Annotated in this window: 11 protein-coding genes; 8 read left to right on the top strand and 3 right to left on the bottom strand. The window is 33.2% G+C overall.

The window, feature by feature from the left end:
- Nucleotides 1-240: 240 nt before the first annotated feature.
- The 5 genes from ACE01P_RS19960 to ACE01P_RS19940 all read left to right on the top strand — a co-directional run bounded on the left by ACE01P_RS19960 (nt 241) and on the right by ACE01P_RS19940 (nt 7,755).
- Nucleotides 241-1,218, top strand: a complete 978-nt coding sequence (locus ACE01P_RS19960) for a pyruvate dehydrogenase complex E1 component subunit beta (RefSeq protein ID WP_379700794.1) — start codon at nt 241-243, stop codon at nt 1,216-1,218.
- Nucleotides 1,219-1,287: 69 nt separating this feature from the next.
- A complete protein-coding gene (locus ACE01P_RS19955) occupies nt 1,288-3,789 on the top strand; it encodes a DUF5686 family protein (protein ID WP_379700793.1) in 2,502 nt (833 codons plus the stop codon).
- A 92-nt stretch (nt 3,790-3,881) separates the two neighbouring features.
- On the top strand, nt 3,882-4,481 hold the full coding sequence (locus ACE01P_RS19950; RefSeq protein ID WP_379700792.1) for a DNA-3-methyladenine glycosylase family protein: 600 nt from the start codon (nt 3,882-3,884) through the stop codon (nt 4,479-4,481).
- A 111-nt stretch (nt 4,482-4,592) separates the two neighbouring features.
- Nucleotides 4,593-5,123 (top strand): inorganic diphosphatase, encoded by a 531-nt coding sequence (locus ACE01P_RS19945; protein ID WP_379700791.1) that lies wholly within the window; start codon nt 4,593-4,595, stop codon nt 5,121-5,123.
- A gap of 112 nt (nt 5,124-5,235) precedes the next feature.
- Nucleotides 5,236-7,755, top strand: coding sequence for a sodium-translocating pyrophosphatase (locus ACE01P_RS19940; RefSeq protein WP_379700790.1), 2,520 nt, complete (start codon nt 5,236-5,238; stop codon nt 7,753-7,755).
- A 102-nt stretch (nt 7,756-7,857) separates the two neighbouring features.
- On the opposite strand, the gene ACE01P_RS19935 is transcribed toward ACE01P_RS19940, so the two are convergent.
- On the bottom strand, nt 7,858-8,472 hold the full coding sequence (locus ACE01P_RS19935) for a deoxynucleoside kinase (RefSeq protein WP_260672371.1): 615 nt from the start codon (nt 8,470-8,472) through the stop codon (nt 7,858-7,860).
- Nucleotides 8,472-9,287 carry a hypothetical protein gene (locus ACE01P_RS19930; protein ID WP_379700789.1) on the bottom strand — a complete coding sequence of 272 codons (816 nt, stop codon included), beginning with the start codon at nt 9,285-9,287 and terminating at the stop codon, nt 8,472-8,474. The genes ACE01P_RS19935 and ACE01P_RS19930 overlap by 1 nt, the downstream gene beginning before the upstream one ends.
- 214 nt (nt 9,288-9,501) lie before the next feature.
- Between ACE01P_RS19930 and ACE01P_RS19925 the strand changes: the two genes are divergently transcribed.
- The 3 genes from ACE01P_RS19925 (at nt 9,502) to ACE01P_RS19915 (ending at nt 15,446) form a co-directional block, all read left to right on the top strand.
- Nucleotides 9,502-10,386, top strand: coding sequence for a GLPGLI family protein (locus ACE01P_RS19925; protein ID WP_379700788.1), 885 nt, complete (start codon nt 9,502-9,504; stop codon nt 10,384-10,386).
- A gap of 38 nt (nt 10,387-10,424) precedes the next feature.
- On the top strand, nt 10,425-13,112 hold the full coding sequence (locus ACE01P_RS19920; protein WP_379700787.1) for a carboxypeptidase-like regulatory domain-containing protein: 2,688 nt from the start codon (nt 10,425-10,427) through the stop codon (nt 13,110-13,112).
- Nucleotides 13,113-13,205: 93 nt separating this feature from the next.
- Nucleotides 13,206-15,446 (top strand): hypothetical protein, encoded by a 2,241-nt coding sequence (locus ACE01P_RS19915; RefSeq protein WP_379700786.1) that lies wholly within the window; start codon nt 13,206-13,208, stop codon nt 15,444-15,446.
- A 112-nt stretch (nt 15,447-15,558) separates the two neighbouring features.
- Here ACE01P_RS19915 and metK read toward each other — a convergent pair whose 3' ends face one another.
- The gene (gene metK, locus ACE01P_RS19910; protein ID WP_379700785.1) at nt 15,559-16,809 is read right to left on the bottom strand and encodes a methionine adenosyltransferase; all 1,251 of its coding nucleotides are present in this window, start codon (nt 16,807-16,809) and stop codon (nt 15,559-15,561) included.
- Between the last annotated feature and the right edge of the window lie 354 nt (nt 16,810-17,163).

Genomic DNA, 17,163 nt, shown 5'->3' with positions numbered 1-17,163 from the left:
TGAATTTTGGAGAAACAAGAATTAAATAAATAGATAAAAGTTTGTCTAAAAAATATTTTACAGCGATTAAGTGTGGATTATACGTTATTATATCGATTTCGTAAATATCACAATAAAGATAAAAAAGTTAAAATGGCAGAACAGATTGAAGTTCGTACGATTTTAAATTCAATTTATGCTTTTAAGTTATTTAAAATATTTATTTTTGCTCTTCAGAAAATTCAACATACAATATAAAATATGAGAACAATACAATTTAGAGAGGCCATTTGCGAAGCGATGAGTGAAGAAATGCGTCGCGATGAATCCATATATTTAATGGGAGAAGAGGTTGCAGAATACAACGGAGCTTACAAAGCTTCTAAAGGAATGCTTGCTGAGTTTGGTGAAAAAAGAGTAATCGATACTCCAATTGCTGAGCTTGGATTTTCAGGAATTGCAGTAGGTTCTGCAATGAACGGAAACCGCCCGATTGTAGAATATATGACATTCAACTTCTGTTTAGTTGGTATTGATCAAATTATTAATAACGCTGCTAAAATGCGTCAAATGACAGGAGGACAATTTAATGTGCCTATCGTTTTCCGCGGACCAACAGCTTCTGCTGGTCAATTAGGAGCTACTCACTCACAAGCTTTAGAAAACTGGTTTGCTAACACTCCAGGTCTTAAAGTTATCGTTCCTTCAACTCCTTACGATGCAAAAGGACTTTTAAAATCTGCAATTCGTGATAATGACCCTGTAATCTTCATGGAGTCTGAGCAAATGTACGGTGACAAAGGTGAAGTGCCAGACGGAGAATATACAATTCCAATTGGTGTTGCTGATATCAAACGTGAAGGAACAGATGTAACTATCGTTTCTTTCGGAAAAATCATCAAAGAAGCTTTTATCGCTGCTGATGAATTAGCTAAAGAAGGAATCTCTTGTGAGATTATCGATTTAAGAACAGTTCGTCCAATGGATAAAGATGCTATTCTTACTTCTGTTAAAAAAACAAACCGTTTAGTAATTCTTGAAGAAGCTTGGCCAGTTGCTAGTATTTCTTCTGAAATTTCATATATCGTTCAAGAGCAAGCATTTGACTTCCTTGATGCGCCAATTCAACGTATTACAACTGCAGATACTCCTGCACCTTACTCTCCAGTATTGCTTAAAGACTGGTTGCCAAATGCAGGTGATGTAGTAAAAGCAGTTAAAAAAGTATTATATAAATAATACAAATACATAATACTCATAAAACTTCATCAGACAACATGGATTGGTGAAGTTTTTTTTTACTTTATAATGAACAAATTAACTTTACTTCTCTTATATATTGTATTTGCTTTTGCGAATGTTGCTACTGCACAAACTAAGGTGAGTGGAGTTGTTTTGGACAAAATCAATCAGCCGATACCTTTTGCAAATGTTGTATTTAAAGGTTCTAATATCGGAATCGTTTCTAATGAAGACGGCCGTTTTTATTTAGAATCGCCAAATACTTATACGGCACTTATTGTTACTTCGGCAGGATTTTCAGATAAAGAAGTTCCTTTAGAAAAAGCAGTTAATTATAATTTCAAAATTGTTTTAGGCGAAGCCGAAGCGCTAAATGAAGTTGTAATTTTTACAGGTAAAACTTCTAAAAAGAACAATCCAGCATTGGATATTTTGAGGAAAATCTGGGAAAGAAAACGTAAAAATGGACTTTACCAGTTTAATCAATATCAGATGCAGAAGTATGAAAAAGTAGAATTTGACATGAATACTATTGATAGTGCATTCATGAAAAATAAACTTTTCAAGGGAATGGAGTTTATCTTTAATCATGTTGATACTTCAGATGTTACAGGAAAAACATATTTACCAGTTTTTATCAACGAATCGGTTTATGATGTTTACGGTGACAACAAATTAAAGAAAGTAAAAGAAAATATAACAGGAAATAAAATGTCTGGTTTTAACGGAAATCAACAGATTTTATCTTTTGTAAAAGATCTTTATTCAGATTATAATATTTACGATAATCACCTTAAATTTTTTGATAAAAGTTTTACGAGTCCGCTTTCAAGAACAGGAATCGATGTCTATAATTATGTATTAAAAGACAGTGCTTTTGTAGATAAAAAATGGTGTTATAATATTGTTTTCTATCCAAGACGTAAAAACGAATTAACCTTTAAAGGAGATTTTTGGGTTAATGATACCACTTTTGCGATCAAGAAAATTAATATGGGCGTAACTAAAAGTGCCAATATTAACTGGGTAAAAGATATTTATATCGAGCAAGAATTTGATGTACAAAATGATTCTGTTTTCCTTTTGACTCGTGATTACATGATGTCTGATTTTGCTTTGAATAAAAAAGAAAAATCAAAAGGAGTTTATGGTAAAAGAACCACTTTGTACAGAAATCATAAATTCAATATTCAGAAACCTGAGAAGTTTTATAAAGAAGAAGTCAATTTTATTGATAACGCAGTTTATGAACGACCGCCTGAATTCTGGGAAGAAAATCGTTTTGAAAAACTAAATAAAGACGAACAGGGAATTTATAAAATGCTCGATACATTACAAACTGTCAAGCGATTTAAGCAACTGTATAATCTCGTCTCGATATTGGGAAGTGGTTATGTCGAATTTAAAAACTTCGATTACGGTCCAATTTTTTCAACTTTTGGATATAATGAGGTTGAAGGTTTGAGGCTAAGAGTAGGAGGAAGAACTTATTTTGGACCGAATGATCCTTGGCGTATTCAAGCCTACACAGCTTACGGATTTGACGATAATAAATTCAAATACGGAGTTTCTGGAAAATGGATGGTAGACAAGAAAAACCGTGTTATTATCTCTGGAGGAAATAGGCGTGACATTGAGCAAATTGGTGCGAGTTTAACGACTACAAATGATGTCTTAGGAAGAAGTTTTGCTTCTTCAGCTTTATTTACAACAGGAAGTAATGGAAAATTGACCAATATTAATCTGAGCAATGTTTCTGTTGAAATGGAGGCTAAAAAGAATTTTATTGTTTCGGCTGGGCTTTCTTATCGAACATTAGAATCTGCTTCAAAGACATTTAGTTTAGATTATTACACGACTTTACCAACAGCAGCAAATCCTGCAGGAGTTGTAGAAAGTATGGTAAAGCAGTCTGAAGCCAATATTCAGTTTGAGTTTATGCCAAACAGAAAAACTATTGGTTATGGTGTAGAAAGAGACTTAGTTGATAGTCCTTTTAGTCATTTCTTTGTGAATTTTAGTTATGGTTTAAAAGGTGTTTTTGACAGTGATTTTGCTTACGAAAAAATTCAAGTTTTCTACAGACAGCCAATTATTATTGGACCTTTAGGAAGAACAAATATTACCGTTGAAACAGGAAAAACATTTGGTACAATTCCGTTAGGGTTAATGAGTGTAATTCCGGGTAATCAGACTTACTTCACGATTGAGAATACATTCAGTAACTTGAATTTCTACGAATTCGTAACAGACCAATATACTACTTTACAGTGGAATCATGATTTTGGAGGAAGATTGTTCGCCAGAATTCCGTTCATGAGAAAATTGAATTGGAGAGAATTTGTTGGAGTAAGAGCAGTGCACGGAACAATTTCTGATGCCAATCGCGCTATTAATGCTTCGGGATTGCCTTATAACGCTCCTGATAAAGTATATTATGAATATCATGCAGGAATTGGAAATATTTTTAAAGTTTTCCGTATTGATTTTTCTTGGAGAGGAAATTATCTAGATATGCCAGATGCACATAAATTTGCAATAAAAGGATCTTTTGGGTTCTATTTCTAAAGGTGCAAAGGCTTAAAGTTACAAAGTCGCAAAGGTTTTAAATCTTTGCGACTTTTTTATTTAATTTTGGAAATAGATTTAAATATAAAATCATGAAGGAAGCCATTGATTTTCTTTCCTCTAAAAACCCAATATTTCTTGAAATTATAGAAAAGTATGGATTGCCTCCAATTCCAAGACGTCCTCCAGGTTTTGAAACTTTGGTTTTGCTGATATTAGAACAACAGGTTTCTATAGATTCGGCGAAAGCCACATTTTTAAAAATCAAAGCTTATAAAGAATGTAATCCCGAAAACATGGTTGTTTTGTCTGATGAAGAATTTAGAAATTTGGGAGTGAGCCGTCAGAAGACAAAATACATTAAAGTTTTAGCGGAAGCGGTTTTAAACAAAGAATTAGATATCGAAAGTTTGGCTTCAAAATCGGCAAAACAAGTTCGTGAAGAACTAATAAAACTAAAAGGCATTGGAAATTGGACCATTGATATTTATTTGATGTTCTGTCTAGAAGAGCCCGATTTGATTCCGCTGGGCGATATTGCAGTAATTAATACCATCAAAGAATTGCTCAATATTCACGATAAACAAGAGATGGAAACCCATGCAGAACAATGGAGTCCATATCGTTCTTATGCTACTTATTTGCTCTGGCATTATTACCTGAAGAAAAGAAATAGAAAAATTACCTATTAAATGCTTGTTTTTTAAACGTTAATACAGATAATTTAACCTTGTTTTTTATTGTAAAACTAGATTCTTTAGTTATTTTTGCAACCGAAATTATAGAAACAATAAAAAACGAAAATGACCGCAGACAAATTAACGACTTTCGATGTATTAATCGAAATACCAAGAGGAAGCAGAAATAAATACGAGTACGATTTTGAAATTAAAAGAATGCGTTTTGATAGAATGTTATTCTCTTCAATGATGTACCCAGCTGATTACGGATTTATTCCAGAAACTTTAGCTTTAGACGGAGATCCTCTTGACGTATTAGTTTTGGTAAACGAGCCAACTTTCCCTGGATGTGTTATGGAAGTTAAGCCAATCGGTGTATTCCACATGGCAGATGATAAAGGACCAGACGAAAAAATTATTTGTGTACCAGTTTCAGATCCAATCTGGAATTCATTAAATGATCTTTCTGATATGAATCCTCACTTAGTAAAAGAAATCGAGCACTTCTTCCAAGTTTACAAAGATCTTGAAAACAAGAAAGTAGATGTTGAAGGATGGGGAGACGTTAAAGAAGCTTACGATATCATCGCTGAGTGTACAAAACGTTTTGATGACATTGAAAATAAACCAGCAGGATTATTTAGCATTAAATAATTTTAGCCTTTATAATTTGTAAAAAAAGCAATACTCCGTTAAGAGTATTGCTTTTTTGTTTAAATTCGTTTTAGTTAGATTGTTGACTATTAACCAAAACCATTAAAATATTATGAATGCATTTATGATTTACCTGCCAATAATCATGGCAGTTTTAGGATTACTTTTCATGGGAATAAAAAGGACTTGGGTTTTAAAACAAGATGCTGGAGACGGTAAGATGAAAGAGATTTCTGATTACATCTACGAAGGAGCCTTAGCCTTTCTAAAAGCCGAATACAAACTATTAACCATATTCGTAATTATTGCCAGTTTAGCTTTGGCGGGAATTACTTTTATTCCTGGAGTAAAAACACATTTATTAATCGTAATAGCATTTATTTTTGGTGCGTTATTTTCAGCTTATGCTGGAAATATCGGAATGAAAATAGCAACTAAAACAAACGTAAGAACTACACAGGCAGCACGTACAAGTTTGCCGCAAGCTTTAAAAGTTTCTTTTGGCGGTGGAACTGTCATGGGACTTGGTGTTGCTGGTTTAGCTGTTTTAGGTTTAACCTCTTTTTTTATCATTTTCTTTAACCTTTTTTCTGATGGAGTTTGGAAAGACACAGACACGATGACTGTTGTTTTGGAAACTCTTGCAGGATTTTCATTAGGTGCAGAATCAATCGCCTTATTTGCACGTGTAGGAGGTGGAATTTACACTAAAGCTGCCGATGTTGGTGCTGATTTAGTTGGAAAAGTAGAAGCTGGAATTCCAGAAGATGATCCTCGTAATCCAGCTACAATTGCAGATAACGTAGGGGATAACGTAGGAGACGTTGCAGGTATGGGAGCTGATTTATTCGGATCTTATGTGGCAACCGTTTTGGCTGCAATGGTTCTAGGAAATTATGTGATAAAAGATATGGGCGGAAGTATTAATGATGCTTTCGGCGGAATCGGACCGATTTTACTTCCGATGGCAATTGCCGGTTTCGGAATTTTATTCTCTATTATCGGAACAACTTTAGTAAAAATATCAGATGACAATGCTAAAGAAGCGCAAGTTCAAAAAGCATTAAATATAGGAAACTGGGTTTCTATTGTTTTAACTGCTGTGGCTTGTTTCTTTTTGGTGCAACATATGTTACCAGAAACCATGCAGATGACTTTCTTTGGAGAAGGCTCTAAAGCCATTTCTTCAATGCGAGTTTTCTATGCAACATTGGTTGGATTAATTGTTGGTGGAGCCATTTCATCTGTAACAGAATATTATACAGGATTAGGAACAAAACCAGTTTTGGCAATTGTTCAAAAATCGTCTACAGGCGCGGGAACAAATGTAATTGCAGGTTTGGCAACAGGAATGATTTCTACGTTTCCAACTGTAATTCTTTTTGCCGTAGCAATTTGGATTTCTTATGCTTTGGCAGGATTTTACGGTGTTGCTTTGGCAGCTTCTGCAATGATGGCGACAACAGCAATGCAGTTAGCAATCGATGCTTTCGGACCAATTTCTGATAATGCTGGAGGAATCGCAGAAATGAGCGAATTGCCAAAAGAAGTTCGTACAAGAACCGATATTTTAGATTCAGTTGGAAATACAACTGCAGCAACAGGAAAAGGATTTGCAATTGCATCTGCAGCTTTGACTTCATTGGCTTTATTTGCAGCTTACGTAACCTTTACAGGAATTGACGGAATCAATATTTTTAAAGCGCCAGTTTTAGCGATGTTGTTTGTTGGTGGAATGATTCCAGTAGTTTTCTCAGCTTTAGCGATGAATTCTGTTGGAAAAGCAGCGATGGATATGGTGTATGAAGTTCGTCGCCAATTCAAAGAAATTGCTGGAATTATGGAAGGAACTGGAAAACCAGAATACGGAAAATGTGTTGAGATTTCTACAAAAGCCGCTTTACGCGAAATGATGCTTCCTGGAGTTTTAACGATTGGTTTTCCAATTTTAATTGTTCTTTTAGGAAAGTTAGTTTACTCAGACAACAATCAGTTAATTGCTGAAATGTTAGGAGGATATATGGCTGGAGTTACCGTTTCTGGAGTACTTTGGGCAGTTTTCCAAAATAATGCAGGAGGTGCTTGGGATAATGCTAAAAAATCTTTTGAAGCTGGAGTTATGATCAATGGTGAAATGACGTACAAAGGTTCAGATGCGCATAAAGCTGCTGTAACAGGAGATACGGTTGGAGATCCATTTAAAGATACTTCTGGGCCTTCAATGAATATCTTAATTAAATTAACTTGCTTGATCGGGTTGGTAGTTGCTCCAATTTTAGGAGAAGGTCATGCGCCATCAGATATTGCAGGAAAAGCATCTTGCTGCGCTAAATCAGAAATGCACGCGGGAATCTCTAAATGCGGTGATATGTCTGGAATGACAAAAGAAGAATGTATTAAAATGTGTAAAGAAAAAGGCTGTTCTGAAGAAGAAACAGCTAAATGTCTGGCTCATTTTGATTCAAACGGAAAATATGCTCACACAGAAAGCGAATCTGTTAAAGTTGAGGTTAAAAATATTAATGGAAAAACGACTGGAACTGTTACTAAAACAGTAGATGGCAAAACAACAACAGAAGTTTTTGAAGGAACTGAAGAAGAAGTTTTAGCGAAAGTTGAAGCAGCGAAATAACAGCTTTGTCAAAGTTTTAAAACTTTGACAAAGCTTTCTTAAAAGAAAAGCCTCTAAATATTTTAGAGGCTTTTTTATATTCGTATAAATCTAGATTTTATCTTAAAACAATCCGTTTAGTTCGGCATCAATTTTATTAATGATATTTCCTAAATCTTCAGGATTATCAACAAAATTGATGTTGTCAACATCAATGATTAACAATTTTCCTTTCGTGTAAGTTTGGATCCAAGCTTCGTATCTTTCGTTCAAACGGCTTAAATAATCGATAGAAATTGAGTTTTCATATTCGCGTCCGCGTTTGTGAATTTGCCCCACTAAATTCGGAATAGAACTTCTCAAATAAATCAATAAATCTGGAGCTTTCACCAAAGATTCCATCAATTCAAACAAAGACGTGTAATTTTCAAAATCACGGCTTGTCATCAATCCCATTGCATATAAGTTAGGTGCGAAAATATGCGCATCTTCATAAATCGTTCTATCCTGAATGATTTTCTTTCCGCTTTCGCGAATTTGCTGCACTTGACGGAAACGGCTATTAAGGAAATAAATCTGAAGATTAAATGACCAGCGCTCCATTTGATGGTAGAAATCATCCAAGTACGGATTATCAACTACATCTTCATAATGAGGTTCCCATTTGAAGTGTTTCGCCAATAATTTGGTCAGAGTAGTTTTTCCTGCGCCTATATTTCCTGCTATTGCTATGTGCATTACGGTGTTACGATTTTATAATTTGATATATCTGTAGCTGTAAAAATAGATAAAATTTGGTCTTTGTAATAGAAATTGTCAAAGGTTTTTTCTAAAATTTTAATCTCAGAAATTACATCGGAATTGGATTTATTAATCCCTTTAAAGTACAATAAATTATCCTTACTGAAAAGATATTGCGAAGAATTGACGACAACAATTTTATCAAAATCAGTTATTTTGCCCAACGACGTTATCTTTCCAAAAATGTCACAAGAGTACCAGTTGTTTTTTTTATCAATCCAATAGAAAGCATTAAAATCGGTTTGATAATATTGAATCGGTTCAGTCAACGGAATTGAAACTGTTTTATATTCATTTTTTAAATAATCAAAAAGTCCAATTTGTTGATTTAAAGCGTTGTAAATCCATAACTGATTTTGCGTCGACATTCCGATTGCACTTACCACTATCGGAGTTGCATTCTGCGAAAAGTTAATTTCGGTCATTTTATTTAATTGATTATCCAATAAAACAACGCTATTGAAATCTTCATAAAACAAAACAATTTTTAACGGATTCTGAAGGTCAACTTTTGTAATTTTTCCTAAAGAGATATTCTTGTATTCGAAAATCTCTTTCCCTTTAATTTTACTAAAAACATTGTTGGTGATTTGATAGGAATATCCAAAAGAATCATATCCTAAAAATTCGTCTGAAGTGTTTTTATAGTGCGAAATTAAAGTCGGATTTATGCTCAAATCTTGAGCAGAAACCGCATGAAAAGTACAGAAAAGAAATAGGAAGAATAAAATTTTTTGCACAGTTCTAGACATGAGAAAATTAATTTACAAGAGCACCAAATTACGAAAAACTCTCCTTAAAATTTCAATTTTAGATCTTAAACCTTTTCTAAATCTAATAGTCTAAAAAATAGACGATTCTATCTATACCATATTGCGATTAATATATTTAGTTTTTTGAATTTTAAAATAAATAATACATTTGAGTGTAAGTTTTATCGGATTTACCCACTTTAAAGAAAATAAAATGAAAAAGATATTTTTATATATGACTCTAATGCTTGTTTCTCTGCAAATTCAAGCGCAAAAAGATTTTCAAGGAATGGCTGTTTACGAGTCAAAAACACAAGCGCCAAAGTTTGAAGGAATGCGCGGAAACCGAGACATTACGCCAGAAATGCAGAAAAACATGGAAGAGCGTATGAAAAAAATGCTCGAAAAAACATTCGTTTTAAACTTCGATAAATCGGCATCTATTTATAAAGAAGAAGAAAAACTAGAAGCGCCAGGCCAACAGCAAGGCGGTTTTCGTATGATGTTTGGTTCTCTTACTGGCGGCGGCGGAACTTTTTATAAAGATGTAAAAACAAAAACATATACCGTAGACAAAGAATTTATGGGGAAAGAATTTCTTGTTGTAGATTCTCTTCCAAAATTAGATTGGAAATTAGAGCAAGAAACCAAACAAATTGGCGGTTACAATTGTTATAAAGCAACAGCTGTAAAACAAGCAAGTAAAACCGATTTTAGAAACTTCAGACCTAAAAAAGAGGACAAAAAGGAGGAAGAAAAAAAGACTTCGGGAGATACTAAAACCAATTTTGCTGACAATTTTGAAATGCCAAAAGAAATTACAGTAACAGCTTGGTACACGCCAGAAATTCCAATTAATCAAGGGCCAGAAAATTATTGGGGACTTCCAGGTTTAATTTTAGAAATCAACGATGGAACTACTACGATTTTGTGTTCTAAAATTGTTTTGAATGCGAAAGATAAAGTGGAAATAAAACCTTCTAAAAAAGGAAAAGTAATTTCTCAAAAAGAATATGACGAAACGGTAATTAAAAAAATGGAAGAATTTAGAGAAATGAACCGTGGTCGTGCGGGCGGACCTCCTCCAATGGGAAGATAATTCTAAGCCTTTTTTATTTATTCTAAGCATTCTTTTTAATGAACAAGTTATATTTTTTCGTTGCCTTTTTAATCACTTCGTTTTCTTTTGCGCAAAGTGTTCGTTTTGATGGTTTTATTCAAGACGAACAGAAAAATCCGTTGGAAATGGCCAATATTATGGCGATTAATAATGGCACAAAAGCAATGGATTCGTACGGAATTACCAATGATAAAGGAAAGTTTCAGTTGACTTTAAAACCCAACACAGCTTACACAATTAAAATAAGTTATTTGGGAATGAAATCTAAGGAAATTGCTGTCGCTACGAAAGCCGAGAACATGACGCAAAATATTGTTATGGATGGAACGGGAATCGAATTGGAAGGTGTAGAAATTGTTCGCGAAATGCCTGTTTCTATAAAAGGAGATACGATCGTTTACAATGCAGATTCTTTTAAATCTGGAACCGAAAAAAAGCTCGAAGATGTTCTGAAAAAATTGCCTGGAGTTGAGGTAAACGCTGACGGAGAAATTGAAGTTGAAGGAAAAAAAGTCAGCAAATTGATGGTGGAAGGGAAAGATTTTTTTGACGGAGATACCAAATTAGGCGTAAAAAATATTCCAGCTGATGCTATTGATAAAGTTCAGGTTTTAAGAAATTACAATGAAGTAAGCGCACTTAAAGGTCTAGAAAACGATCAGGATAATGTGGCGATGAATATCAAATTAAAAGAAGGAAAAAAGAACTTTTGGTTTGGAGATGTTACCGCAGGAATTGGCGTTGCAGAATTAGACAGTCGTTATATCATCAATCCGAAATTGTTCTATTATAGTCCAAAATACAGCATAAATTTAATTACTAATTTTAATAATATTGGAGAATTGCCACTTACGGCGCAAGATTATTTTAAGTTCACGGGCGGATTCAAAAATATGATGAAAAAGGGAGGAAGCAGTTTTAATATTTCTTCGAATGATTTAGGAATTTCATTGCTTCGAAACAATCGCGCGAAAGAAATCGAAACTAAATTTGGCGCAACAAACTTTGCCTATTCTGTCAATAAAGCTTGGAATATTAGCGGTTTCGGAATTCTTTCAACATCAAAAACAGATTTAGAGACCAAATCTCAAACTACCATTTTAGATTCTGGAGATCAGCAGAAACGTGAAGAAGAGACGCATCAAAAGAATAATTTAGGACTTTTTAAACTGAGTTCGACTTATAAACCAAATGATAAGTTTCAGTTTGATTATGATATTTTAACCAAATTATCAAAGCAGAATGAAGATACAGATTTGCTTCGTGAATCGGTTGTAAATAATATTTCAGCAACAGAAACGATTTTAACTCAAAAGAAACAAGATCCAACTTCGATCAATCAGAATTTGAGTTTGTATTATACGCAAAGCAGTAAAAATATTTTTGCTTTCGAAATGCAGCATTTGTATCAAGACGAAAATCCGTTTTACAATGCCAATTTAAGAACCCAACCTTTTGATTTGTCTGGATATATTACGGGGCAAAATCGAAATGATTTGAATCAAGATCGTTTTGTGAAAACCAATAAACTAGATGCCAAATTGGATTACTATTATATGGTAACACCAAAAAGTAACATCAATATTACATTTGGAAATACGTATTCATATCAAAATTTCAATTCGCACATTTTCCAAATGTTAGATAATGGCGATAAAAATGATTTGAGTGATGCCGAAAATAATAATGATGTCGATTACAGTTTTAATGATGCTTTTTTAGGTTTTCATTATAAAATTCTAACCGGAAAATTTACGTTTACGCCGGGAGTAAGTTTGCACACGTATCAAATGACAAACGGACAATTGGGAAGTGATTATTCTCAAAATTTCGTAAAAGTGCTTCCAGATTTCTTTGCTTTATATCAAATCAAAAAATCGGAAACGCTGACGTATAATTTCTCTTTAACAAACGATTTTACCGATATTAATCAATTGGCTTCGGGTTATGTTTTGTCAGATTACAGCAGTTTGTTTCGCGGAAATCGTTTCTTAGAAAATGCTACTTCGCAAGTACATTCGTTGCGTTATTTTAAATATAATATGTTCAATTTTGAGAACATTTTTGCCAACGCAACTTATACGAGAAAAGTTGATGCCATTAAAACAAAAGCCAATTTTGACGGAATTAACCAATCTTCTGTTCCTTACAATTCGAATTTAGCCGATGAAACTTTTACAGGAATGGGAAATTACGGGCGTTCATTTTTAAAGAATTATAAAGCTTCTGCAAATGCTAGTTTTAATTGGTCGAAATTCAACAATATTCAAAATGACCAATTGGCAACTACAGAAAGTTTTGTTCAGAGTTATACAGTAAGGGCTTCAACAAATTATAAGAACCTTCCAAATATTGAGTTTGGTTATAATTTGTTGGTTAACAAATACAGCGGTTCAACTTTTTACACCGATAAGCCATTTGCAAGATTGGATTATTATTTTTTGGATAGTTTTTCTTTTGTTTCGGAGTATGAATTCTATCATTATTACAACGGAGATAAAACGGTTGACAACGAATATGATTTCTTAAGTGCGAGTTTGGTTTACCAGAAAAAGAATAGCAAATGGGAATATAAAGTTTCGGCAACCAATTTGTTAAATACTAAATATCTTAACGATGATAGTTTTTCGCAATTCTCTACACGAGTTTCTCAATACACAGTTCAACCGCGCTACATCATATTTTCGATGAAATATAATTTGTAGTATTTTGATTGCAAAAAATATATTTTTTTGTGATTTGTTTAAAGAAGAATCAAATATCTTTGTGCTATATTATTAACGACTAAAAACGTGATCATGCGCAATTTTATATGGAGTTCTGCACTTTTATTTGCTGGAATGTTTGTTTCTTTCTCTCAAACAAACGGCATTGAAAAAGGAACCTATTTATCTAAAAATAAAGGAGAAAAGATTAAATTAAATTTATTAGATGATAATAAATACGAATTGGTTTTTTATTCTGGAGGTTATGAAATAAAAGGCGATTCTTTGGTTTTCATAAAAAGTAAAAAGGCAGAAAATAAATTTGACCTTTCTTTTGTTAAAGATAAAAATGCAAAAAAAGTTAAGATTAAATTTTTGAATCCTTCCTATTATTCTTTCTACATAGGAACTCAAAACGGTTCGGAATCGGTTCAATATCAAAAAATTGTAGATATTAAAACGAAAGTTGATCCAGAATGGAAAACGACCGATTTAGATTTTGAAATAGAAAAAGCTGATTTCCTTTATTTAGTTTATGAAGAGTATGGCGGAAAAAGCGATGTTAGCAAATATGCATTGCCAAAAGATGTTTCTGAGGTAACAATAAACTATGATTTGGCCGTTATAAGTGATTTAAATCTTGTTGGATCTTTTGATAAAAGAACAAAAGAATTGAAAATTTCTGATCAATTTGGAAAAGACCCTTTGGTATTTGTAAACGAAAAAGAGGAGAAGCCAGCTAAAGTTCCTACGGTTGTTCCTGTAGAAAATCAATCCATAACAAATTGGACTTATCCAGGAAAAGAAAATACTTTAATCAATGATGATTTTGGCTCTGGAGTTGCTGTGGATAGTGCAGCTGTAATAGTTGATGCTGCTTCGCCAGTCTATACGAAGTATGACTTTAAATTAAAAGTCGAAAACAATCTGAAAAAAGCAATCGAATCTACAAAAACGGTTAGCAATAAATTTTTGGTAGTTGTTGTTGACAGCAAAAATAAAACAGCAAAAGAAAGTTTTGATGCTTTTGTAAAAGAGCAGGAAACGCAGACGGGATATAATATGTATGATGCGTATAATGCACAATACGATACCTATAATTATTATATGGCTGGAGCCGATGATAAAAAATGGCTTAAAAACAATAAAATTACCAGCGATCCAAGTATAATTATTTTAAACGGAGAAGGAAGTCAGCTTGCTATTGCAAAATCAGATTTGGCGGCACAACAATATCAGTTTAGCTATTATGGAGATTTTTATAGAAAGCTTCAGAGAGCGAATGCTTTCCTTTTTATAGATAATGTTTTAAAGAATAAAAAAGCTTTAGATGCAGATTTAATTACCGCTTTTAATAAAGCAGCTTTATTAGAAGTATCTTATGATTATGAATCTGATAATTCTGTAAGCGATCCTAATTCGACTGAATTTGTAATTGCAAAAACGGCTTTAGATCAAAAAGCAGTGGCACAATCTTGGAAAAAACTGATCGAGGCGCATCAAAAGGATAAAGTTGTAAATATGTATTTGACAGAAACGATTATTAAAGAAATCAAAAACCAAGGATTTACAAAACAGCTTTTTAATACGGATAGAATTCTAAATGACACAGATTTCTTAGCAATTGATTATTTGCTAAAACATTCAGAGGATATTGAAAGTAAGCGTGCTGATTTTAATAGTAAACAAGGAGAACTTCACACTGTTGGAAATGTTGTTACTGAAATTTCAGATGCATTACAGCAAAATCTGTATCTTTCTCAAGATGGAGCTTCTGGAGAAATAAATAAAGAAAAAGTCAATTCGCTTTACAAAAGAATCATTGAATCTGGAAAAGGCAATTTTGATGTTTATAGAAATTACTTTTACTACTTAGCTCAAATTCAGGAAAATGATGGATCTAATGTAACTTTCTTAAAAGAGTTTAATACTTATTTTGATAAAACTTTAGCGGGAGCAAGCCCAATAGAGAAATTAGACGCAATTTTTTCAGGATTAGATTCTAGTTCAAGCTATTCTTATGATGGATGGAATTCGTTTAAAGACTATCATTCAAATCTTTCCAACAATGCAGCTTGGATGGTAGTAGAGAATTCTCAAAATGTGAATTTTGTTAAAGATGCCATCAAATGGTCTGAATATAGTTTGGTTGTAACCAAAAACAATCCTTATTATTTAGATACTTTGGCTCAATTGTATTATAAAGATGGTCAAACACAAAAAGCGATCGAAACACAAGTTTTGGCATTAAAGTTTATCACTGCGGATGTTGATGAAACAACTGCAAATCAAATGAAAGAAGTTCTAGCAAAAATGAGTAACGGAACTTATTAATAAAGAATTATAAGTATAAAATAAAAAGCCGATTTCTAATTTAGAAATCGGCTTTTTTATGTTTAGCTAAACTAAGATATCTAATAATCTAAGTCAGTCTATAAATCTAAATTTACAATCCGAATGCAGCTTTTACTTGGTCAACAAAATCAAGTTTTTCCCATGTAAACAATTCTACAGTAACTGTTTTTTCATTTCCGCCTGGAGCAGAGAAAGTTTTAGTTACAGTTTCTGGCTGACGTCCCATGTGTCCGTAAGCAGCAGTTTCGCTGTAGATTGGATTTCTTAATTTCAAACGTTGTTCGATAAAGTAAGGACGCATATCAAAGATAGCTTCTACTTTTTTAGCGATTTCACCGTTAGTTAAGTTTACTTTAGAAGTTCCGTAAGTTTCAATAAAGATTCCCATTGGCTCAGCAACTCCAATTGCGTAAGAAACCTGAACTAAGATTTCGTCAGCAACACCAGCAGCAACTAAGTTTTTAGCGATATGACGAGTTGCATAAGCAGCACTTCTATCTACTTTACTTGGATCTTTTCCAGAGAATGCACCACCACCGTGAGCACCTTTTCCACCGTAAGTATCAACGATGATTTTTCTTCCTGTTAAACCAGTATCTCCGTGAGGTCCTCCAATAACGAATTTTCCTGTTGGGTTAATGTGGTAGTTGATTTTATCGTTGAATAAATGAGCGTGCTCTGGGTTTTTAGCGATAATTCTTGGAATCAAGATTTCAACAACATCTTTTTTGATTTTAGCCAACATTGAAGCTTCTTCATCAAAATCATCGTGTTGAGTTGAGATAACAATTGCATCAATACGAGTTGGTTTGTTATCGTCGCTGTATTCTAAAGTTACTTGAGATTTAGCATCTGGACGTAAATACGTGATTTCTTTGTTTTCACGTCTTAAAATAGCTAACTCTTGTAATAATTTATGAGATAAATCTAATGCCAACGGCATGTAGTTTGCAGTTTCGTTTGTAGCGTAACCAAACATCATTCCTTGGTCACCAGCGCCTTGCTCTTCTGGCTTAGCTCTGTCTACACCTTGGTTAATGTCTGCAGATTGTTCGTGAATAGCTGAAAGAATTCCACAAGAATTAGCTTCAAACATGTATTCACTTTTAGTATATCCAATTTTACGGATTACCTCACGAGCGATTTGCTGAACATCAAGATAAGTATTCGATTTTACTTCACCTGCTAAAATCACCTGACCCGTTGTAACTAATGTTTCACAAGCTACTTTTGAATCAGCGTCAAATGCCAAAAAGTTGTCAATTAATGCATCCGAAATTTGATCTGCAACTTTGTCTGGATGCCCTTCACTAACAGATTCTGACGTAAATAAATAAGCCATAATAATGTAATAATAATATATTAGTTTTTAAAAATTCAGCAGGGAAAGTAATTGCTAAAAAGGGCTAAAGGAGAGTTCCTGCTTTAGCATTTTTTACTGCTGAAATGAATCTTTCAGCATTCATAATGAAACCATTTCATTATGAAGAGGTTGCAATCAGTTCAAATTTTTCCTCTGTTTCGGGTGCAAAGGTATGAAACCATTTTGATTTGCAAATTAAAGTTCAACTTTTTTTATTTTTTATAGCAGAAATTTAACAATAACATACTATTTTGATAGGGTAATAGAAGATATTTTGTTTTTTGTTTGGCTGATTCAAAAATAGTTCGCAACTTTGCCCCGTTAAAACAAAAG

It is taken from the genome of Flavobacterium sp. HJSW_4 (genome assembly GCF_042436695.1).
Lineage (GTDB): Bacteria > Bacteroidota > Bacteroidia > Flavobacteriales > Flavobacteriaceae > Flavobacterium.
This window is presented reverse-complemented; position numbering and strand designations above follow the sequence as displayed.